General features: G+C 61.6%; 24 protein-coding genes and 1 pseudogene. 16 read left to right on the forward strand and 9 right to left on the reverse strand.

Annotated features, from left to right (window positions below):
* Positions 1–18 precede the first annotated feature (18 nt).
* The 5 genes from B0G57_RS22555 (at position 19) to B0G57_RS31875 (ending at position 3,096) form a co-directional block, all read left to right on the forward strand.
* Positions 19–513, forward strand: a complete 495-nt coding sequence (locus tag B0G57_RS22555; RefSeq protein WP_026229602.1) for an arsenate reductase ArsC — start codon at positions 19–21, stop codon at positions 511–513.
* A gap of 64 nt (positions 514–577) precedes the next feature.
* Entirely contained in the window at positions 578–1,648 is a 1,071-nt protein-coding gene (arsB, locus tag B0G57_RS22560; RefSeq protein WP_018440300.1) for an ACR3 family arsenite efflux transporter, read from the forward strand.
* 397 nt (positions 1,649–2,045) lie between these two features.
* Positions 2,046–2,192 carry a hypothetical protein gene (locus B0G57_RS31150; RefSeq protein ID WP_158256628.1) on the forward strand — a complete coding sequence of 49 codons (147 nt, stop codon included), beginning with the start codon at positions 2,046–2,048 and terminating at the stop codon, positions 2,190–2,192.
* A 605-nt stretch (positions 2,193–2,797) separates the two neighbouring features.
* Positions 2,798–2,965, forward strand: coding sequence for a hypothetical protein (locus tag B0G57_RS31155; protein ID WP_018440298.1), 168 nt, complete (start codon positions 2,798–2,800; stop codon positions 2,963–2,965).
* A 14-nt stretch (positions 2,966–2,979) separates the two neighbouring features.
* Positions 2,980–3,096, forward strand: coding sequence for a PAAR domain-containing protein (locus B0G57_RS31875; RefSeq protein ID WP_108912763.1), 117 nt, complete (start codon positions 2,980–2,982; stop codon positions 3,094–3,096).
* 12 nt (positions 3,097–3,108) lie between these two features.
* On the opposite strand, the gene B0G57_RS22565 is transcribed toward B0G57_RS31875, so the two are convergent.
* Together B0G57_RS22565 and B0G57_RS22570 are read right to left on the reverse strand one after the other, a co-directional pair.
* Complete coding sequence (locus tag B0G57_RS22565; RefSeq protein ID WP_020566141.1) at positions 3,109–3,351, reverse strand: addiction module antidote protein; 243 nt, start codon at positions 3,349–3,351, stop codon at positions 3,109–3,111.
* A gap of 183 nt (positions 3,352–3,534) precedes the next feature.
* Positions 3,535–4,356: an FkbM family methyltransferase gene (locus tag B0G57_RS22570; RefSeq protein WP_199189646.1), complete on the reverse strand. Its 822-nt coding sequence runs from the start codon at positions 4,354–4,356 to the stop codon at positions 3,535–3,537.
* Between the two features lie 125 nt (positions 4,357–4,481).
* Here B0G57_RS22570 and B0G57_RS22575 point away from each other — a divergent pair, with 125 nt between their 5' ends.
* Positions 4,482–4,682 carry a DUF2905 domain-containing protein gene (locus tag B0G57_RS22575; RefSeq protein WP_018440295.1) on the forward strand — a complete coding sequence of 67 codons (201 nt, stop codon included), beginning with the start codon at positions 4,482–4,484 and terminating at the stop codon, positions 4,680–4,682.
* A 44-nt stretch (positions 4,683–4,726) separates the two neighbouring features.
* Here B0G57_RS22575 and B0G57_RS22580 read toward each other — a convergent pair whose 3' ends face one another.
* Together B0G57_RS22580 and B0G57_RS22585 are read right to left on the reverse strand one after the other, a co-directional pair.
* The gene (locus tag B0G57_RS22580; RefSeq protein ID WP_018440294.1) at positions 4,727–5,101 is read right to left on the reverse strand and encodes a YybH family protein; all 375 of its coding nucleotides are present in this window, start codon (positions 5,099–5,101) and stop codon (positions 4,727–4,729) included.
* An 89-nt stretch (positions 5,102–5,190) separates the two neighbouring features.
* The gene (locus B0G57_RS22585; protein WP_233216002.1) at positions 5,191–6,084 is read right to left on the reverse strand and encodes a LysR family transcriptional regulator; all 894 of its coding nucleotides are present in this window, start codon (positions 6,082–6,084) and stop codon (positions 5,191–5,193) included.
* A gap of 135 nt (positions 6,085–6,219) precedes the next feature.
* Between B0G57_RS22585 and B0G57_RS22590 the strand changes: the two genes are divergently transcribed.
* From B0G57_RS22590 to B0G57_RS22615, 6 genes are all read left to right on the forward strand, one after another.
* Positions 6,220–7,425, forward strand: coding sequence for a M20 aminoacylase family protein (locus B0G57_RS22590; RefSeq protein WP_020566139.1), 1,206 nt, complete (start codon positions 6,220–6,222; stop codon positions 7,423–7,425).
* 51 nt (positions 7,426–7,476) lie between these two features.
* Positions 7,477–8,814, forward strand: coding sequence for an MFS transporter (locus B0G57_RS22595; RefSeq protein WP_018440291.1), 1,338 nt, complete (start codon positions 7,477–7,479; stop codon positions 8,812–8,814).
* Between the two features lie 168 nt (positions 8,815–8,982).
* Positions 8,983–9,423, forward strand: a complete 441-nt coding sequence (locus B0G57_RS22600) for a DUF2946 domain-containing protein (protein WP_018440290.1) — start codon at positions 8,983–8,985, stop codon at positions 9,421–9,423.
* Positions 9,424–9,532: 109 nt separating this feature from the next.
* A complete protein-coding gene (locus B0G57_RS22605; RefSeq protein ID WP_018440289.1) occupies positions 9,533–10,423 on the forward strand; it encodes a hypothetical protein in 891 nt (296 codons plus the stop codon).
* Between the two features lie 22 nt (positions 10,424–10,445).
* Complete coding sequence (locus tag B0G57_RS22610) at positions 10,446–10,829, forward strand: copper resistance CopC family protein (RefSeq protein WP_018440288.1); 384 nt, start codon at positions 10,446–10,448, stop codon at positions 10,827–10,829.
* A gap of 143 nt (positions 10,830–10,972) precedes the next feature.
* Positions 10,973–11,677: a glutathione S-transferase N-terminal domain-containing protein gene (locus B0G57_RS22615; protein WP_018440287.1), complete on the forward strand. Its 705-nt coding sequence runs from the start codon at positions 10,973–10,975 to the stop codon at positions 11,675–11,677.
* Positions 11,678–11,811: 134 nt separating this feature from the next.
* Here the strand turns inward: B0G57_RS22615 and B0G57_RS22620 are convergent, their stop codons facing one another.
* A complete protein-coding gene (locus B0G57_RS22620) occupies positions 11,812–12,993 on the reverse strand; it encodes a fumarylacetoacetate hydrolase family protein (protein ID WP_018440286.1) in 1,182 nt (393 codons plus the stop codon).
* Between the two features lie 127 nt (positions 12,994–13,120).
* Between B0G57_RS22620 and B0G57_RS22625 the strand changes: the two genes are divergently transcribed.
* A complete protein-coding gene (locus tag B0G57_RS22625) occupies positions 13,121–13,876 on the forward strand; it encodes an IclR family transcriptional regulator (RefSeq protein WP_018440285.1) in 756 nt (251 codons plus the stop codon).
* A gap of 41 nt (positions 13,877–13,917) precedes the next feature.
* Here the strand turns inward: B0G57_RS22625 and B0G57_RS22630 are convergent, their stop codons facing one another.
* The 4 genes and pseudogenes from B0G57_RS22630 to B0G57_RS32400 form a co-directional block, all read right to left on the reverse strand.
* Entirely contained in the window at positions 13,918–14,880 is a 963-nt protein-coding gene (locus B0G57_RS22630) for an ABC transporter substrate-binding protein (RefSeq protein WP_026229601.1), read from the reverse strand.
* A 34-nt stretch (positions 14,881–14,914) separates the two neighbouring features.
* A complete protein-coding gene (locus B0G57_RS22635) occupies positions 14,915–15,922 on the reverse strand; it encodes an ABC transporter permease (RefSeq protein WP_223258717.1) in 1,008 nt (335 codons plus the stop codon).
* Between the two features lie 58 nt (positions 15,923–15,980).
* Entirely contained in the window at positions 15,981–17,540 is a 1,560-nt protein-coding gene (locus B0G57_RS22640) for a sugar ABC transporter ATP-binding protein (RefSeq protein ID WP_051090003.1), read from the reverse strand.
* 414 nt (positions 17,541–17,954) lie between these two features.
* Positions 17,955–18,169, reverse strand: a pseudogene (locus tag B0G57_RS32400) (amino acid permease); the annotation flags it as partial.
* Between the two features lie 175 nt (positions 18,170–18,344).
* On the opposite strand from B0G57_RS32400, the gene B0G57_RS22650 reads away from it, so the two are divergent.
* The 3 genes from B0G57_RS22650 (at position 18,345) to B0G57_RS22660 (ending at position 21,126) form a co-directional block, all read left to right on the forward strand.
* Positions 18,345–19,358 carry an ABC transporter substrate-binding protein gene (locus B0G57_RS22650; RefSeq protein WP_018440281.1) on the forward strand — a complete coding sequence of 338 codons (1,014 nt, stop codon included), beginning with the start codon at positions 18,345–18,347 and terminating at the stop codon, positions 19,356–19,358.
* An 86-nt stretch (positions 19,359–19,444) separates the two neighbouring features.
* Positions 19,445–20,239, forward strand: a complete 795-nt coding sequence (locus B0G57_RS22655) for an ABC transporter ATP-binding protein (RefSeq protein WP_018440280.1) — start codon at positions 19,445–19,447, stop codon at positions 20,237–20,239.
* 29 nt (positions 20,240–20,268) lie between these two features.
* Positions 20,269–21,126 (forward strand): ABC transporter permease, encoded by an 858-nt coding sequence (locus B0G57_RS22660; RefSeq protein ID WP_018440279.1) that lies wholly within the window; start codon positions 20,269–20,271, stop codon positions 21,124–21,126.
* Positions 21,127–21,194: the final 68 nt, after the last annotated feature.

A 21,194-nucleotide genomic window follows, 5' to 3' on the forward strand; every position in this document is an offset into this window, starting at 1 on the left:
CAAAGCTGGGGCATCCGCATGAGCACTAACGTATTGATTCTCTGCACCCACAACTCGGCGCGTAGTGTGCTGGTGGAAGGAATGCTCAATCATTGGGCCGCCAAGCTCGGCAAGGACGTGCGCGCGTACAGCGCCGGTAGCGCGCCGAGCGGCCGGCTCAATCCTTTCGCGCTGGAAGCGTTGATGGGTGCGGGCGTGGATGTCAGCGGGTATCGCAGCAAAAGCTGGGACGAGTTCGTCGGCGACGACGCGCCGGAAATGCGGATCGTCATCACCGTCTGCGATAGCGCGGCGTCGGAGGCATGCCCGCACTGGCCCGGCAGTCCGGTGAAAGTTCATTGGGGCTACGCCGATCCGTCGAACGCATTGGGCGGCGAGGACGGCAAGCGACTCGCGTTCGAACTCACGCGCCAGGCGATCGGCTATCGGATGCTTCAATTGCTGGCGCTTCCGCTTGGTAGCTACGACAACGCTGACCTCCAGAAGGCGCTGACAGACATCTCGCGGAGCTGATCGTTTGCATTGAAGCCTCGGGAAATCAGGTGCCGCCTGCGTCGACAAGACAAATACTTCTCCAATGAACACGTCCAACTTTGCCCCACCGCAAAAAGCCGTCGCGAAGCATGCCATCAACTTTTTCGAGCGCTACTTGAGCGTCTGGGTGGCGCTATGCATCGTCGCGGGCATTGCATTCGGGCAGGCGCTGCCCCGCCTGTTCGAGCAGATCGGCCGGATCGAGTACGCAAAGGTCAATGTCCCCGTCGGGCTGTTGATCTGGGTGATGATCATCCCGATGCTCGTCAAGGTCGACTTCGGTGCGTTGCACGAAGTCCGTCAGCATGTGAAAGGCATCGGCGTCACGCTCTTCGTCAACTGGCTCGTCAAGCCATTCTCGATGGCATTTCTTGGCTGGCTGTTCATCAAGCATGTGTTCGCGCCGATGCTGCCCGCTGCACAGCTCGACAGCTACATCGCCGGCCTCATCCTGTTGGCCGCTGCGCCGTGCACAGCGATGGTATTCGTATGGAGCCGCCTAACGGGCGGCGATCCACTGTTCACGCTTTCGCAGGTCGCGCTCAACGACAGCATCATGGTGGTCGCATTCGCGCCGCTGGTCGGACTGCTACTTGGCATTTCCGCGATCACGGTGCCGTGGGCGACGCTGCTTACGTCGGTGCTGCTCTACATCGTCATCCCTGTCATCCTCGCGCAGATATGGCGCAAGCGGCTGCTGTCGAAGGGGCAGGTGGCGTTCGACGTTGCAATGGCGAAGATCGGCCCGTGGTCCATCGCCGCACTGTTGGCGACGCTCGTGCTGCTGTTTGCCTTCCAGGGTGAAGCGATCCTCAAGCAACCGGTGGCGATCGCATTGCTCGCGGTGCCGATCTTAATTCAGGTGTTCTTCAACTCGGCGCTCGCTTACTGGCTCAATCGCGCGGTCGGCGAAAAGCACAACGTCGCATGTCCGTCGGCACTCATCGGCGCATCGAACTTCTTCGAACTGGCGGTCGCAGCGGCAATCAGCCTGTTCGGCTTCGATTCTGGCGCGGCGTTGGCAACCGTCGTGGGCGTGCTGATTGAAGTGCCGGTCATGCTGCTGGTTGTGCACATCGTCAAGCAGTCGAAAGACTGGTACGAGCGAGGTTGAGCACGCTCATGAGCGCGGGCATCGATCAGTGCCCGTGCATGCCACCGCCAACGCCTCTTCCCGTGAAGTGACCGCCCGCGCCACCCGAGACATGTCCGCCTTCGCGGACCCCGCCAAATCCGCCGGTCCACATATGCCCCGCTTGCGCGGGAACAGTCGGCCGGATCACTGCCGTGTGCGGCGCTTGAACAGGAACGCTCGGCCGCATCACTGCCGTGTGCGGCGCTTGAACAGGGGGACTTGGCTGCATCACTGCCACGTGCGGCGCTTGAGCCGGGACGCTTGGCGGCACCACCAACACGTGACGCGCTTCAGCGCCGGCAGGCGGCGCGGCTACGTTAGGCGCCCGCTGAGCAGGCGGCACGCCGGACGGCATGGCTGCGATGTGATTCCGACGGTGGTCGAATCGTCCACGATCGAAGGCGTGATCGAATTGGGGGCTGAACCGATCACGGTCGAAGTCATGGTCGAAATGGTGGCCGAAGCGATCGTGGTCGAAACGATGGTGATGGTGGTGGCGGTGGAAATCCAAGAAGACGACTGATCCACCGAATAATACCGGCGGCCCAAAGTACCAGGGACCGTAATAGTACGGCCCGTAATCGTACGCGTAGTCCGGCATGAGCCAAGACTGGCCATCGCTGTTCACGACTACCCAGGTGCCGTCAGGCTGCTGGCAAGCTCGCCCGGTGTACGGCTGCATGACGCCGTCTATTTCCTCCTGGCCTGACACGTCGCGGCACACGGAAGTGTCGAGAGGCTGGCCTTCATAAGTCTGAGCGATAACGGGGGCGGCGCAGACCAGGCCGGCGAGTAGGGCAGACGCGAGTCCAACTGTGTTGCACATGATGTGACCTGCCGGAGCAGGCGTCGGGCGGGGTATCACCGCGTCGGCGCGGCGCTCCAGAATTTTGCTGCTCTTATGCGCTCTACTAGAGAGAAACGTCTGGCGGTCGCGTTTATTCCGTCCAACCGGCCGCGGGACCGCGCGCTGACTCAGCTTGCCTCCATGACGCGCAACACCGGTTGCCCGCCGACGTTCTTGTGGGGGAATAGGATCGGTGCATACGCGCATCCACGGCGACGACATGTGCACACAATCAGCCTTTCTCCAGTGAGCCTTCGTTTGCGGGTTGTTCGCGCCGCTGGATGCCGAAGGTATTACTATTCCAGGTTGCCGACTGGAGTTCCGATTTTCCGCCGGGCGGCAGGCAGCCGGGTGGCGTCGGGGCGTATACGGCGGCAGACGGTGACGACGTGCCGACAGCGCAACCTGATCCCACGGGCGGCAATGCGGCTGCGACGGAGCGCTATTGACTTAGGACTGCACCATCGCGGAAGGGAACCCGGACTTCGTGACGCAGGGCCGAGCGGTTGCCTTCGATGGTCACAAGGCGACCTGTGGCGCGACCGTACGATCGAGCGCGACGAATATTGGCAGTAGCTGAGGAAACAGTGCATTAAGAAAGATCTGTCCGTTTGTCCTCACTAACGCCGCCTAGTGTCTTGTACCGGTTCTCGCGCCCTGGACGGGCATCAGCCGCAATCTGAGCGATGCCGCGAGCCTTCGCTACGTCCGCAATCGCACGCATGAGGAGATCTGGATCTCCTTCCTTCTGCGCGGCATTGAGGTATTCCGCGATGATTTCCTCACTGTCGAGGTGCTCCGAGACGTCGAAGCGAGAGACCTGAACTTTGCTCATATACTTCTCCTTGCTGGCGGTGTATCCGTATAGCGTTCCATCGCCTGACTGTGTCCTTGATATCGGCTGCCCGCGTTCTCTTATCGCCGCCGCACAGCAACATATAAGTCTTGCGTCCATCGCGCGCGAAGTAGACGCGAAAGCCTTGGCGGACATCCGCAACGACGCCTGCGTATGGCGATCCTACCGGGCAATGAACGGGTGAGCGCTCGAATCCTTGATTTCGTCGCTGTCGATCACATTCATGCCCGATTCGCGCGGAAAGCAGATCATGTTGAACGACGATATGCCGGGATACAGGTTATCGGCGTTGCCGCGAAAATTCTCGGGGTTGAATAGCGGCGTGACATGCCACCAAAGCCGATAGTCGAGCTCCCAAAGATGCTCGATGAGTGCGCCCGAATTGTCGACGCGATCGTTTTCGACATAAATCGTCGGCCTGCTTCGCAGGATCGTTTCACGAGCGCCCGCCAGCACCTGCAATTCGAAACCCTCCACGTCGATTTTCATGAGCTGAACGTCTTTGTTCTTCAGTATGTCGTCTAACCGGATGCAGGGAACCTCGATGTCGGCCGCCGAGACGTCCGCCTGCATCGATACAGAGCCGAAATTGCCGGGCTGATGATAGTCGGGGCGGGAGAATCCGAGCACACCGGGCTGCGCGCCGCACGCCATCGGCCATGCGAGCACATTTGGAACGGCATTCAGCGCCAGATTCGCGCACAAGTTCTGGAATAGGAACGGTTGTGGCTCGAGCGCGATCAGGTCGGCGCCGGCCCCTCGTGCCGCCGCCGCTAACGGAACGGTCTGACTGCCGATGTTCGCGCCGACCTCGACAACCGTCCGCGTGTCTTTGATCAGTTGAACAAGGAGCCGCGTCTCGAGTTCGGAGTATTCGCCATAGTCGATTAATGCGCGGCCGATATAAATGTCATGCCGGTTGACGAGCATAGGGCCGTGGCGCGTTTCGACGAGTAGATAAGGTTCGGCGAGTTGAATGATCATGTTGGTGGCTTGGTCGGTTGGCGCGGAGTGCTGCATAGTACAAAACGGGTGACCGGCACGTGCTCGTGCAAACGCGCTACGCTGACAAGGTGTTTAGCCGTCAGCGGGCACTCGGGGTTTTTGCCATGCAGCTCATTCTTTTGGTCAGCGGATTGATCCTTATCGCGGCCGGCCTCGGATGGCGCTGGCTCGCGCGTATTCCCTTCGGGCATCTGCCAGGCGACATCCACATCGTTCGGCAGGGGTTCAGCTTTCACTTTCCGATCGTCACGTGCATCGTGATATCGATCGCACTATCGATTCTCATCTGGCTGCTTCGGCGGTAGGCGATGAGCGAATGCCCACCGCGCTCAGCCCTCGCTCTCCGACTTCAGACCACCAGATTCGCGTCGCGCGCCAGTTGCCAACGGCCGTCCTCATTCTTGCGGACGACTGTAAGCGTATGGCCTGCACGCCGTATCGGCGCCGCACCGGGAGGCGCCACCGTCACATCCACATAGTTGCGCATGAACGCCCAATCTCCCAGCACCTGAATCTCGATGATCTTGCTCGTACCCTCGATCTGCATGCCTTGCTGCCTCGTGGACATCTCTGCGAATTGCGCTTTGCCGAACGGTTCGTGGCCGGGAAGCATGAACACTACGTCGTCGGCCACCAAACTAAGTATAGTTTCCGTATCGCCGGCCTTGCTCGCGGTCATCCAGGCGTCCACCAGATCGCGAATTGCGCGTTCATCGTCGGTCATGACGGGCTCCTTGTCGTCGCTGCCTTAACGGATCGATTGTAGCAACGGCATGACGCTCGCCGCAGTCGCTATGGCCTGCGCGCAGCCACTCATGTCCCCGTCATCGCCTGTGCCAACTGCTTCCAGAGATGATCGGCGGCCGGCGACAACCGTCGCGTACTGCGCGTCATGAGCTGACTGCGGAAATTCCGCGCGATGGGGTGATCGAGCGGCACGGCAACGAGCTGAGCCTGCTCGATGCGCCGGCGCGCAGCCGCGGCGGACATGAACGCCACCCCCAGTCCAGCCGCAGCCAAGGCCTGCGCGGCGGAAAAGAGGTCGCAGCGATACGCGGGCACAAGCGTCAATCCCTCGGCGTCGAGCATCGTCTGCATATGCTCCTGCACCGTGAAGTGACTTGCCATGAAGATGAGGCGATATTGCGCCAATGCGGCTAGCGGCACCTTGCTCAACGCAGCGATCGGATGGTCCGGTGTGGCGACTGCGCATAGTGGACCCAAAGCGAATGTGCGGATCTTGCAGCCTGGTTCGCGACCGGCGTCCACGCAAAGGCCGATATCGACTTCGTCGTTGCGCACCATTGCGACGATCGCCGGTGTGGTGCCCGACCGGATATCGATCGTGATATGTGGATGCTTGACGCTGAATCGACGCAACGCGCCCGTGATGAATCCTTCGACGAACCCTTCGCCGACGCCGACGGCGATGCGCCCGCGCTCCAGGTTCCGGTACTCGTCGAGTTGCACGCGCAATTGGCGAATGCGCCGCGCTTGCTCGCGATGAAACTCGACGAGCATGCGGCCGACTTCGGTCACGTTCACGGAGCGGCCTTGCCGGGCGAGCAATGGCATTCGCAACGTTCGTTCGAGCATCGCAATCTGTCGGCTGACGACCGAAGCGTTGACGCCGAGCGCGTCCGCCGCGGCGCGTACGCCGCCATGGGTCGCCACCTCATGCAGATAAGCGACCGCCCGAGAGTCCAAGGGGTCCTTGTTGATCATGGATTTCGCCCCTCTTTCGTTGACCTAAAGTCAACATTCTTGCACGGGCAGATGCATTTCAGCGGAAATTTGGTGGTGCAATACTCGGCCCATTGCGTCAAAACGGATACTCATACGATGGACCATCAAGCCGAGCCTTCTCGCGTCGCCGAACTTGAACTCGAAGCGTTCGGCGAAGAGCTGAAAGCAATTCGCCATCACATTCATCAGCACCCCGAACTTTCGTTCGAGGAGGCCGACACTGCGGCATTTGTTGCCGCTAAGCTGGAAGAATGGGGCTATGCAGTAACCAGAAATATCGGCGGCCACGGGCTGGTAGGCACGTTGAAAGAGGGTGCCAGTAATCGATCGATCGGCATCCGTGCCGATATGGACGCGCTGCCGATTCGTGAGCTTACGGGCCTGCCCTACGCAAGCAAGCACGATGGAAAGATGCATGCGTGCGGCCACGACGGTCATACCACGGTGCTGCTCGGCGCGGCCCGCCAGCTCGCCCGTACGCGCCGATTCGACGGCACGATCCATCTGATCTTCCAACCGGCCGAAGAGGCCGGCTCGAACAGTGGCGCGGAACGCATGATTGCCGACGGTCTCTTCGAGCGATTCGACTGCGACGCGATCTTCGGCCTTCACAATCATCCCGGCGTGCCGACGGGCACGTTTCTCTTTCGCCCGGGCCCATTCATGGCCGCTTGCGATACCGTGAAGATCACGATTCACGGCAAAGGCGGTCACGCGGCGCGCCCCCATCTCAGCGTCGATCCGATCGTGATCGCGAGCAGCCTCGTGATGGCGCTGCAAACGATCGTCTCGCGCAATGTCGACCCCACGGAAACGGCCGTGGTCACCGTAGGGTCGATGCATGCAGGGCACGTCGCGAACGTCATTCCAGATCGGGCGACGCTCGAGTTGAGCGTGCGCTCGTTCAACGACGAAGTGAGGCAAAAGCTCGAAGCGCGTATCCGGACATTGGCCGAAGGCCATGTCGCGGCGTACGGCGGGAAGGTGGAAATCGAAGTGCTGCGCGGCTATCCCGTTCTCGTCAACAGCGAAGCGGAAACTGAGTTCGCGCGTCAGGTCGCTGTCGAGCTCGTGGGAGAGCGCAATGTCGTTTCGCCTTTCCCGGCGATCGCGGGCAGTGAAGATTTCGCCTACTTCCTGCAGAAAAAGCCGGGCTGCTTTTTGCGCATTGGTAACGGCGCCCACGCGCCGATGCTGCATAACGCGCACTACGACTTCGCCGATGACAATCTGACGATCGGCGCTGCCTTCTGGACTCGACTCGTGGAGCGCTACCTTCCGCTGAAGGGGGCTGCCGCTTGACGGCGGCATCCGATCGACAAAGCCGCACTAACAATAAGCAGGGAGATCAACTTGAAACCACATGCTCAGGAACCATCGCAGGAATATGACGCGCAGACGCGAACGGCCGGCTTCGTCGAACCATCGGGCAGCGGACGTTCACGAGCGGCTTCTGCGCCCAAAATTGTCGTGGCCGCCGTTATCGGCAATTTGCTCGAATTCTTCGATTTCACCGTCTACAGCTACTTTGCACTGACGATCGGTAAGCTGTTTTTTCCTGCGCAAAACGCGGTCACCTCGACGCTGCTTTCGTTCGCGGTTTTTGCAGTGGGCTTTCTGATGCGACCGTTGGGCGGGATCGTCATCGGTCGCTATGCCGACCGCGCCGGCCGGCGCCCGGCGCTGACGTTGACGATCGCATTGATGGCACTCGGCGCGGCCATCATCGGCTGTGCGCCGACGTACGCGCAGATCGGCATCGCGGCGCCGGTGCTCATCGTCGTCGCTCGTTTGACGCAGGGCTTTGCGCAAGGCGGCGAATTCGGCGCGGCGACGGCCACGCTCCTCGAAACCGGCGATGACCGCAGCCGCGGGTTTCGCGCGAGTTGGCAGCTCGCCAGCCAAGGCGCGGCCGCGCTCTTGGGCTCGGGTACCGCCGCGCTGCTTTCCTTTTTGCTCGACGACGCCCAATTGCATAGCTGGGGTTGGCGCATCCCGTTCCTGATGGGTACATTGATCGCCCCGGTCGGCATCTATCTCCGGAGGCACATCGCGGAGGAGCCGTCGTCAGCCGACGCAGGCGTGCGCCATTGGCGGGCGGTCGATGTTCGCAACTGGTTCCTCGTGATCTTCGCCATCATGGGGATGTCGGTGGCGTCCTACTTGCTGATGTACTACCTGCCGACCTATTGCATTCAGTACCTGAAGCTTCCCGCCAAATTGTCGATGCTGGTCGGCGTCGGCGCGAGCCTCACGTCGCTTGTCATGTGTCCGCTCTATGGCGCATGGTCGGATCGCCTCGGCCGGCGCAAGCCGCTCACCGTGATCGGCCGTATCGCGCTGCTTGTGCTCATCTATCCGGCGTTCTGGGGCATGAATCATTTCACGACGCTGCCCGCGGTGCTCGCGATGATGTTCGTGCTGATGCTCTGCTATACGATGGGCTCGGCGCCGGCTTATGCGCTGATGCCGGAGAGCTTTCCGAAAGCGATTCGCGCGGGCTTCATGTCGAGCGCGTATGCGATCTCCGTTTCGCTCTTCGGCGGAACATCGCAGCTCGTGGCGGGTTGGCTGATCCGAGTTTCCGGCAACGTCATGGCGCCCGCCTGGTACATGATGATCTGCGTCGTTATTTCGCTGATAGCGGTGTCGCTTTTCGAAGAAACGGGTGGCAAGGCGCTGAAGGGGTAGTGCGGCCGGCCGCGGCCGGCGTCGCGCGCGCGGTGTCACCGCGGCGCTGCCGGCTTAGTGCAGGCGGCAACATTCCCGCGCCAAAATGCTCGCTCGTTAGGTGAACTGACCATTGGGGCCATGTCATAATTGGCGCCATTGTCCGCGGTTCACTCCTGCGCTCTGATCATGTTCGCGCGCACTCATTCGAAAATTGGCAGCCTGATCGGATTGTTCGCGATCCTGATGGCGACGCTCGCGCCGACGATCTCGCATATCGTCGCCGCGAGCCGCCGCGCGGATACGGCTTGCGCCGTGCATTCGATGCATATGCAGTCGATGGGGCCGATGCACGATATGGCCAGGATGCACATGGCGCATATGATGCACATGATGCACGAGAGCAACGTTTGCACGAACGATTCGACGCCACATTCGGCAACGACTCATGGCGACGACTGCGGCTACTGCAGCCTTTTCGCGCATACGCCCGCGGTACCGACGATACCCATTCCTTTCTCCGCCATCGCGTGGGCCATCGAACAGTGCAAGGCGGTGAGCTTCGAAAGCATTCGCCGACATGAGCCGCTCACGTCTTCGCAACCGCGCGCACCTCCTGCTTCGTCCTGATTCCAGTCGTTAATCGATACCTGCCTGCGTCTGACGCGAGGCAGCGGCAATCTCGCGCCCGAGCGCGGACGCGGGATGGCATTGGCACGACTCAACAAGGACGACAACCATGACAAGCATTGAAAAACGCGGCGCTAAATCGCCGCTGAGTGCGCTTGCCCTCTACGCAGCGATTGTCTCGCTTCTTACGCCTTCCGCGGCAACCGCGCACGCCGTCGCGGGCGATCGCATCTTCCCCTCGACGATGGCGGTGGACGATCCGGGCGTCGGTGACGAGGCCAACCTCGAGTATGGTCACGTACGCGTTCCGGGCGACAACGGCGATCAAAGTATCAATACGTTCAGCTTCGAGTACGACAAGCTGGTCACTTCGAGGCTTGCCGTTTCCGTCGACGGCGTCTACGTCATGCAGAACAATCCGACGGCGCGCGGCTGGGACAACTTCGGCGTCGGCGTGAAATATCTGCTATACGTCAGCGAGCGCCACGAGTTCATGACGTCGGTGGGTGTGCATGCCGAACTCGGAGGCACGGGCAGCAAAGCGATCGCCAGTAGTTTCTCGACGATTTCCCCGACGATCTATATGGGCAAGGGTCTGGGCGACTTGCCTGATTCGCTGGCCTACCTGCGCCCGATCGCCGTGACCGCCGAGGCCGCGCCCGCGTTGACGACAGGGGCGGGGCAGCCCAACGCTTTCAATTACGGCTTCACCTTGCAATACAGCCTGCCGTATTTGCAGCAGCACGTGCGCGACATTGGATTGCGCGGGCCTTTCGCGAACCTCGTACCGATCGTCGAGGTTCCGCTTTCGCGCAGTCAGGGGCAGACCACGGGCACAATCGATCCGGGCGTCATCTGGATCAACCGATATGGGCAATTCGGCGTCGAGGCTCAGATACCGATCAACAGCGCCAGCGGTTCGCGTGTCGGCATTCTCGTGCAAGCGCACATCTTCTTCGACGATCTGTTGCCGACTTCTCTCGGCAAGCCGCTTTTTTAGTAACTGAATCGAGGCAATCGCAATGAAACTGATGAACGATGCGCGCTTGGGCTATGTCCGAAAACTGACGGTTTTCGCGGTCACGGCATTCGTTACGGGGACAGCCCTGGCGCATGTATTCCCGAAGACGCAGGAGCCGGGCGCCGGTGCGACCGTGGCGTCGCCGCCGCAGGTGCGAATCACTTTCGACGGTCCGCTCGAGCCGACGTTCTCGTCGCTCAGCGTGACCGATGCGAAAGGCAACACGGTCAGTGCCGGAAAGGCCAAGGTCGACAGCGAGCACCCGGCGGTGATGTCGGTCGCGTTGCCCGCTCTGCCGGCCGGGCACTACACGGTACATTGGGTCGCAGTGGCCGACGACGGTCATCGCACGCACGGCGAATATGCGTTCGACGTAAAGCGTTGAGCTGGATTGCTATCCAACCGCGGCCGGCGGATCGGGGCAGCCTTAGGCCAATGCTCTCGGCGTGCCGCGGCGCACCGCGCTTTACCTCCGCACCACAATGTTGCACGATGGAGCCTTTCGAATTGCGGTGAACCGAGTCAACAATGAGTGATCTGTCCGATTTCCCCATTACGCGCAAATGGCCTGCGCAGCACCCTGACCGTATTCAGCTTTATTCATTGCCCACGCCGAACGGTGTCAAAGTTTCGGCCATGCTCGAGGAAACGGGACTGCAGTACGAGCCGCACCTGGTCAGCTTCGACACGAATGATCAGATGTCGCCCGAGTTTCTTTCGCTCAATCCGAACAATAAGATCCCCGCGATCATCGATCCCAATGGTCCCGGGGGCAAGCCGCTCGCGTTGTTCGAATCGGGCGCCATTCTGCTGTATCTGGCCGACAAGACCGGGCAGTTCATTCCGAGGGACGATGCGGGCCGTTACGAAACCATTCAATGGCTGATGTTTCAAATGGGCGGTATCGGCCCGATGTTCGGGCAAGTGGGCTTTTTCCACAAGTTCGCGGGCAGGGAGTATGAGGACAAGCGTCCCCGCGATCGGTACGTCGCCGAGTCGCGCCGTTTGCTCAACGTGCTCGAAGGCAGGCTCGAGGGGCGCGCGTGGATCATGGGCGATCAATACACGATCGCCGATATGGCGATCTTCCCGTGGGTGCGGAATCTCGTTGGTTTTTATGGAGCGGGCGAACTCGTCGGCATCGCCAATTTCCCGAACGTGACGCGCGCGCTGAATGAATTCGTCGCGCGGCCCGCCGTGACGAGAGCGATCGACATCCCCAGGCGCGGTTGACCGGCGTTACTCTCGATGCGCTCGTGGCTGGCCGCTCGCGATATGTGAATGAGACCGAACGACTGCGACACCCTGCGCGAAAACACGTGTAGCTGTGTCCGGGCCGCAGTCGTTCGGTGCTTGCAATCGGGGAATCAGCCGCGCAACAAGCCCCGTCGACCCAGATTCCGATAAAGCGCTCTGACGCCGAACGTCCAATGCGGGATCTCGGTCGAGCGCTGCACGGTGTTGACGAGTGCGCCGAGCGTCGGTGTGGAGATCGTCACGACGTCGCCGAGATGATGGGTGAATCCGGCGCCGGGCGCGTCGCGATCCTTGATCGGCGAAAACATCGTGCCGAGAAACAGCATGAAGCCGTCGGGGTACTGATGGTGAGGGCCGCACGTTTGCGCGACGAGGTCGGCCGGATCGCGGCTGATCTCGGTCATATGGCTCACGCCTTCCAGCACGAAACCGTCATCCTCGCCCTCAATGCGCAGCGATAGGCTCGCATGGCGCACGGTATCGAGCGTAAACCGCTCGTCGAAGAGGCGAACGAACGGGCCGATGGCGCACGAACCGTTGTTGTCCTTCGCTTTGCCGAGCAGTAGTGCGGAGCGGCCCTCGATGTCTCTCAGGTTCACGTCGTTGCCGAGCGTCGCGCCGACGATTCGGCCCGCGCTGTTGACGGCGAGAACGATCTCGGGCTCGGGGTTGTTCCATACGGATGTCGGATAAAGCCCCACCGCTGCGCCGAGTCCGACGGACGACATTGGCTGCGATTTCGAGAATACTTCGGCATCCGGGCCGATCCCGACCTCCATGTATTGCGACCATGCGCCACGCCGTTCGAGCTCGGCCTTGAGCTTCATGGCCGAGTCGGAACCTGGCTTGATTTTCGCCAGATCGGTGCCGATCAGCTCGACGAGCAGCCGTCGAACCTCTTCCGCCTTGGCCGGATCGCCGCCTGCCTGCTCCTCGATCACGCGCTCGAGCAGACTGACGGCGAACGTCACGCCGCAGGCCTTGATCGCTTGCACGTCGCAGGGCGCAAGCAGACGCAGGCCTTCCTGCGTCGCGCCAGCGGCAAAGCTCGCGTTGACCCAGTCGGTCACGGGGCCAAGCGCTTCTCCCGGTGCGTTACGCGCGATATCGAGCGCGTCATCGCAATCGAAGAGATCGGCGGTGGTCGGCGCGACGGCCGTGATGTCGAAAACTTCGCCGTTGCGGACGACCACGACGGAAGGACCATCGACAGGGGAGGGACGCCAGGCGCGCCCCACCAAAATCGCTTGGTCGAGGTCGTCGGGCAGGCATGAAAGAGGTGCGGGTTGCATGGCGTCGGCAATCGAAATGAAGGAGATTCGACGATCCTAGCCAGGCCAATGCACGGTGTCCATGATATTGATGAGTTATCCAATATGCTGGACACTAACGCAATCAAGAGGCGTGCGAGAGCAAACGATGACGACCAGGAATACCTATGATGTCCCGGCGCTGCGGCGCGCGCACGATGTGCTGATGGTGCTCGCGCAGGCGTCTAAACCGGTGCGCGCCTCGACGCTCGTGCAGGCGACGGGTTTGTCGCGCAGCACGCTCTACTTGCTGCTCGATTCGCTCGAGAGCCGTCATTGGGTCGAAAAGCGTGGCGACGGCTACATCGTCGGCGTGAAGCTATTCGAGCTCGGCAGCGCCTATGTACGGCACGACGGGCTGCAGGCCGCGTTCAGAGACGAGGCGAGCGCCTACGTCGCGGCCCATAACGAGGTCGTGCAACTTGCCGTGCTCGACGGCGCCGAAGTGGTCTATATCGCGCGCGAAGACGCGCAACGTCCCGTGCGGCTCGTCTCCGATCTCGGCTCGCGGCTGCCCGCGCATTGTTGTGCGCTCGGCAAGGCGTTGCTCTCGAGCCTGCCGGATCAGGAAGTGTGTTCACTGCTGCCGGATCGCCTCGCGGCGATGACGCCGAACACGACGACTCGCCGCGGCGCATTACTGCGCGAGCTCGCGGGTATCCGCGCATGCGGGCTTGCAACGGAACGCGAAGAGGTCAGCCTCGGCCTCGCGTGCTTTGCGGCCTATGTCGGCGTGACGCCGCTCGGGAAGCGGGTCGCGGTCAGCACCAGTGTGCCGCTCGAGCGGCTCGATGCTCGCCGCGAAAAGCAAATCGCCACGGCGATAGCGCGCGTGGCGAGTCGGATTGCCGCGACGTTGCAGTGAAGAGGGCAGGGCGGCTGTGGTGAGCCGCCGCCGCCCGCCTATCACTTATAGAGAACGGCCGCGATCTTCGGATCGTCGATATTGGACTTGTCGTACCAGTAGAAGCCCGTATCGATCTTCTTCGGCAGCTTTTCTCCCTTCAGCGCCTCGACGGCCGCCTTCACAGTTTCATACCCGATGCCGATCGGATTTTGCGTGATGGCGCCGGCTTCGACGCCGTCCTTGATGGCATCGATTTGCTGCTGGCCGGAGTCGTAGCCGATCACGACGACCTTGCCCTTCATGTTCATTTCGGTGACGCCCTTGACGACGCCGATGGCCGACCCTTCGTTCGTGCCGAAGATGCCCTTGAGATGCGGATGCGAAGCGAGGATCGATTTCGTCAGATCGTCCGATTTCAACTGATCGCCGCCGCCATACTGGATGGTGACGATCTTGATCTTCGGATACTTCGCCTTGATCTCCTCGACGAAGCCATCACGACGGTCGATGCCGGTGCGGCTCGTCTGGTCGTGCGCGACGACGGCGACCTCGCCCTCGTTGCCGATCAACGCAGCCATCTTATCCGCGGCCAATGCGGCGGCTGCCTTGTTGTCCGTGGCGGCGGTGGTCAGCGGAATATTGCTGTCGACACCCGAGTCGAATGCGATTACCGGAATTTTCTGCGCTTGCGCTTTCTTCAAAAGCGGAATGGCGGCCTGGCTGTCGAGCGCAGCAAAGCCGATCGCGTTCGGCTTGCGCGCAAGTGCCGCAGACAGCATATCGATCTGCTTGTCGACCATTGCCTCAGTTTCGGGGCCTTCGAAGCTCACTTTGACGTGGTATTCCTGCCCGGCCTTTTCGGCGCCTTGCTTCACGGCTTGCCAGAACTGGTGCTGAAATCCTTTCGAGACCAACGCGACATAGGGCTCCGATCCCCCGGCCGTTTGTGCCCACGCGCCGCTCGTCATGCCAAGCGCGAGCGCCACGCTGACCGCCGCGCCAATGAGTGTTCGCTTCTTCATCTTCATGTCTCCTCTGGTTAAAACGAATTTCGCATTACCGCTGCTTGCGCCGGCGCAGCATGTCCATATAGACGGCCGCGATGATGATGGCACCGGTCACGACGATTTGCCATTCCTGCGCGACCGACATCACGCGCAAACCGTTGACGAGCACGCTCATGATGAACGCGCCGATCATCGTCCCCGTGATCGTGCCCGTGCCGCCCGAAAGCGAGGTGCCGCCGATCACCACGGCTGCGATCGCGTCGAGCTCGTAGCCCTGTCCGAGCGCGGGCTGCGCCGAGTTCAGCCGCGACGCGATGAGCAGACCCGCGACGCCGCAAATGCAGCCGCCCACGCCGTAGACCGCGATCTTCCACCCGTCGACGTTGACGCCCGATAGTCGCACCGCTTCTTCGTTGCTGCCGAGCGCAAAGGTGTAGCGGCCGAACAGCGTCTTGTTGAGGACGACGGAGGCGGCGATCGCAAGCAGAAATAGAATCAGCACGGAGTTCGGGATCGGCACCGAGGGGATCAGCATGCCGATCAGCGAATCCTGCGAGATGCTCGTGAACCCGGGCGTGTCGTTGAAGTAAATGGGCCGCGTGCCTGAGATGACGAGCGCGAGGCCCTTGGTCAGCATCATCATGCCGAGCGTCGCGATAAAGGGGGGAATCTTGAGCTTCGCGACGAGAAAGCCCGATGTCGAGCCGACGAGCGCACCAAAGAACAGCGCGGCGAGCACGCCGAGGTACAACGGCATGCCCCAATTGGTCAAAACGACGCCCGTCATGACGGCGCAAAACGTCATCAGCGTGCCGACGGATAGGTCGATGCCGCCGGTGATGATGATGAACGTCGAAGCGATCGCGAGCACGCCGTTGACGGCGGTTGCCTGCAAAATGCTGACGAGGTTGTCGGTTTGCAGAAAGTCGGGCGACGCTATGCCGAAGAAGACCATCAGCAAGACGAGGCTCGCGAACGCGAGCAGCTTTTGCCGCGCGCCTGCATGGAAGAGTTTGCCGGCAATTGCCGTGACGCTTCGCCCGCGGCCGATCGGCATAGTCTGATCGGCGGGGGGCAGCGGATTCGGTGTGTTTCCCATGTTCGATACCGTCAAGTTACTCGGTGACTAATGATTCGCGTTGGGTGGCGAGCTGCATGATCTTTTCCTGCGTCGCCTCGCCGGCCGCAAGCTCGCCCGTGATGCGGCCTTCGCACATGACGAGCACGCGGTGGCTCATGCGGAGGATTTCGGGCAGTTCCGACGAAATCATCACAATGGCCTTCCCTTCCGCCGCGAGGGCGTCGATGAGCTTGTAGATTTCGCTTTTCGCGCCGACGTCGATGCCGCGCGTCGGCTCGTCGAAAAAGAGGATGTCGCAGTCGCGCAGCAGCCATTTGGCAATGACGATCTTCTGCTGATTGCCGCCTGAGAGCAGCCGCACCTGCTGATGAATCGAAGGCGTCTTGATGCGCAACTGGCTGACGTAGCGCTCGGCCGCTTGCTGAATCGCCCGCTGATCAAGGAACATGCCGAGCGAGACGAACTCGTTCATGCTCGATAACGCGACGTTGGCCTTCACGTCCATGCCCGTCGCGAGTCCGAATTGCTTGCGGTCCTCGGAAAGGTAGCCGATGCCGTGACGGACGGCGTCCTTGGGCGAGCCGATCGAGACTTTGCGGCCGCGCACGTAAATATCGCCGCTGTCCCTTGGGTCGGCGCCGAACACCGCGCGCGCAAGCTCGGTGCGGCCCGCTCCCATCAAGCCGGCGAGCCCGAGGATTTCTCCGCGGTGCAAGCGGAAGCTTGCGTCCCGCAGTGTGCTGCCGCGGGTAATTCCCTTGACCTCGAGCAAGATCGCATCGTCGGACTTTTCCGCGACATGGCTTGGATGCCTCGGCGCGGTATCGAGCTGGCGTCCGACCATCATGCTGATGATCGTTTCGACAGGCGTGCTTTCGGCGGGCACGGTTGCCACGTACTGACCGTCGCGCATGACGGTGACGCGGTCCGAGATCAGCTTGAGCTCGTCCATCTTGTGGGAGATGTAAATGATGCCGACGCCTTCGGATCTGAGTTGGCGGATGATCCGAAAGAGGTCTTCGATTTCGGCATCGTTGAGCGCGGCGGTGGGCTCGTCCATGATCAGCACGCGCGAGTGGAAGGAGAGCGCCTTCGCGATCTCGACCATCTGCTGCTTCGCCACCGTCAGATCCCCGACCAGCGTGCGCGGATCGAGCTTCAGCCGCATGCGCTCGAAAATTTCGGTGGCTTTGCGATTGAGCTCGCGCTCGTCGATGAAGACGCCGAGGCGTCCTCTGGGCTCGCGGCCGATAAAGATGTTCTGCGCGGCAGAGAGATGGTTCATCAGGTTCAGTTCCTGATGAACGATGCCGATGCCGAGCGCCTGCGCGCTGCGCGGATCAGGGATGTCCACGGGTTTGCCGTCGACGAGAATCTCGCCTTCGTCTTTTTGATAGACGCCCGCGAGCACTTTCATCAGCGTCGATTTGCCGGCGCCGTTTTCGCCCATCAGCGCATGGACTTCGCCGGAACGCAGCTCGAACTGGCAGTTATCGAGCGCACGCACGCCCGGAAACGACTTGCTCAGGTTGCGGATCGACACCAACGGGTGACGAGAGCGATCGCCCTCGCGGTTTACTGCCTCCTCAGTCATCTCTCTCTTCCTGTTCGGGATCGTATTCAGTGCGATCCGAGAGTTTGGATGAAACGTTTCAACAAACGTTCCGGCGTGAGACTAGATGGCGCGCTTGTCGATGTCAACGTTCCACGACTTAGGATTACCACTAGTGTTGTGCCCCACGAAGACTTGGCGTTGGCGACCGCGGACCCCGTTTTGCGGCGTTAGGTCGTCGGTTCAAATATAAACAAAATATTTATAGATGAAGCATTGGGTGTCAAGCGCGACGACGTCCGGGTTTTCCCGGCAAGCGGTTCGAACGCAAGGAACTGGCGTGCTAACTAAAGTCGCATTGCGCGCTTCGCCGATTCGCTCGTTCTCGCTGCAGGCGCAGAGAGAGAAGGGCGCATGCGCCGATCGCCAATGGCCACGGAATGAACCAGGCGGTGGCGCCACGCCGAGATAAAGAATGCTGACGACGACGAGCGCGATGCCGGACGCGGGGAGCGGCAAGTCGCGCGCGGGGTGGCGGAACTCGCCCGCCAGATGCGTGATCGCCTCCCAGCCCGCGAAGCTCCAGACGGATAGTCGTTATACTCCGCGGCTGCTGACAACATGGTGTCAGCAATGTCACGAGACGAGGCCGTGGCGGCGTGCGGGGCCGACCGCCGCGCCCGGTCCCTGATCGGAAGCACCTCGCCTCGCGCAGGCGTCAAGTCATGGAAATCCCGGATGACGAGGCGCTTCATGTGAAAGCGTGAAGAAGGATTCGGCTCTCTAGAATCCAGCCATCAATCCCCGGCCGCACGCTCAAGGCCTCGATAACAAAGGAGACGTTAGATGTATCCGACCTTCAAGAAAATGCGCACCCTCGCTCTCGCCTCGATGGTCGTCGCCGGCCTTGCGTCGCAGCACGCCGCCGCGGCCGACGATGGCAAGGTCACGATCATGGTCGGCGGCATTACGAAGCTCATCTATTTGCCGGCGAAGCTGACCGAGCAACTGGGCTACTTCAAGGACGAGGGGCTCAATGTCGAACTGCTTTCTCAGCCGGCCGGCGTCGATGCCGAGAACGAACTGCTGGCGGGCGCCGTCCAGGGCGTCGTCGGCTTCTACGACCACACCATCGACCTGCAGACGAAGGGCAAGGACGTCGAGGCGATCGTCGTGTTCGGCCAGGTGCCGGGCGAAGTCGAAATGGTCTCGACGAAGGCCGCTGATTCGATCAAGTCGATGGCCGACGTCAAAGGCAAGACGCTCGGCGTGACGGGCCTCGGCTCCTCGACGAGCTTCCTCACGCAGTACCTCGCGCACAAGAACGGCATCGAGTCCTCGCAGTACACGATGCTGCCGGTGGGCGCCGACGCGAGCTTCATCGCGGCCGTCAAGCAAGGGCGCATCGATGCTGGCATGACAACGGAGCCGACCGTGTCGAAGCTGGAAAAGACGGGCGACGCGAAGGTGCTCGTCGACATGCGCAGCGTCGACGGCACGAAAGCGGCGCTCGGCGGTAGCTATCCCGCGTCGAGCCTTTATGTGCAGTCGGAATGGGTGAAGAAGCACCCCGACGACGCGAAGAAGCTCGCCCATGCGTTCGTGAAGACGATGCAGTTCATCCATTCGCACAGCGCGGAGGAAATCGCCGCGAAGATGCCGGCCGACTATCAGAAGGACAAGGAACTTTACGTTGGCGCATTGAAGGCTTCGCTGCCGATGTACACCGCCGACGGCAAGATGCCCGCCGACGGCCCCGAGACGGTGCTGAAGGTGCTGTCGGCTTTCAATCCGTCGGTCAAGGGCAAGCATATCGACCTCGCGCGCACGTACACGAACGAGTTCGTGATCGCGAAGTGACGTAACAGGGTGGCGCGGGCGTCCCGCCCGCGTCGCCGCCGCGGTGCCGCGTTTCGCGGCACCTCTTATTTCGCTGGGTTTTCTATATGAACCACGTTACCAAAGACGCACCGGTCATCGAGTTCCGCTCGGTCTCGTGCCGGTTCATCTCGCCCGACGGCAAAGCGACGATCGCGCTGCGCGATTTCAGCATGTCCGTCGCCAAGGGTGAATTCATTGCCATCGTCGGCCCCACGGGCTGCGGCAAGTCCACGACGCTCAGCATGATCACGGGCTTGCTCAAGCCTACCTCCGGCGAGGTGCGCGTCATGGGCTCGCCCGTCAACGGCATCGACCCGCGCATCGGTTTCGTGTTTCAAGCCGACGCCGTGTTTCCGTGGCGCTCGGTGCTCGACAACGTCGCGGCGGGCCCGCTCTTTCGCGGGCGCTCCAAGGCCGCCGCGTATGACGAGGCGCGCGATTGGCTGCGCCGCGTCGGTCTCGAGAAGTTCGAGCGCCACTATCCGCACCAGCTGTCGGGCGGCATGAGAAAGCGCGTCGCACTCGCCCAGACTTTCATCAACAAGCCCGAAATCCTGCTGATGGACGAGCCTTTCTCGGCGCTCGACATGCAAACGCGCACGCTGATGCAGGACGAATTGCTGCAACTCTGGTCGGCCAACGCCGGCTCGGTCGTCTTCGTGACGCACGATCTCGAGGAAGCGATCGCGCTCGCCGACCGCGTCTTCGTGCTGACCGCGCGCCCCGCGACGCTCAAGAAGGTCTACGAGATCGATCTGCCGCGTCCGCGCGTGACCTCGGAGATCCGCTACGATCCGCGCTTCATCGAAATCTCGCGCGACATCTGGCACGATCTGCGTGAAGAGGTGCAGATCGCATGACCCGACTCGACTCAACTGGAACATTGAAGATGGCAACCCTTGATCATGCTCGGCCGGCAAAGAACGATGCATCGCTCGCCGAAGTGGAACGCATCGCGCAACGCAAGCTCAAGCAACGGCATGCGCTCGTGATCGCGCTGCGAATTCTCGTGCTCGTCGTCGTGCTCGGCGGCTGGGAACTGGGTGGGCGCTTCAAGTGGATCGACCCGTTCTTTTTCTCGATGCCCTCGCTGATCTTTGCGCAGATCATCGACTGGTTCGTCAACGGCACCTCGCAGGGGCCCTTGCTGGTGCAAGTCTGGGTTACGCTCGAAGAGACGATGCTGGGCTTTCTGATCGGCGCGGTGGGTGGTATTGTCTGCGGCGTCGTGCTCGGCCGCAATCAGCTGCTGTCCGACGTATTTAGCATTTACATCAAGATCGCCAACTCGATTCCGCGCGTCGTGCTCGGCTCCGTGTTCGTGATCGCGCTCGGCCTCGGCATGGCCTCGAAGGTGGCGCTCGCCGTCGTCATGGTGTTCTTCGTCGTGTTCGGCAACGCCTTCCAGGGCGTCCGCGAAGCGGACCGCTACATGATCGCGAATGCGCAGATTCTCGGTGCTTCGAAGCGGCAGCTCACGACGTCGGTCGTCATCCCCTCGGCACTGTCGTGGATTCTCGCGAGCCTGCACGTGAGCTTCGGCTTCGCGCTTGTCGGTGCCGTCGTCGGCGAGTTCCTCGGCTCGAAGCAGGGTATCGGCCTCTTGATCTCGACGGCGCAAGGCGCCTTCAACGCGAGCGGCGTCTTCGCGGCGATGATCGTGCTTGCCGTCGTCGCACTTTCGACCGACTATCTGTTGACCGCACTGGAGAAGCGCCTGCTGAAATGGAGACCCGCCGCCTTCTGAGTTTGTCCGGCGACGCTCACAAAACGATCGGCCCGCGCGCGATGGCATCACGGCAACCCGCCGGCCAC

It is taken from the genome of Trinickia symbiotica, assembly GCF_002934455.1.
In the GTDB taxonomy this organism is placed as follows: domain Bacteria; phylum Pseudomonadota; class Gammaproteobacteria; order Burkholderiales; family Burkholderiaceae; genus Trinickia; species Trinickia symbiotica.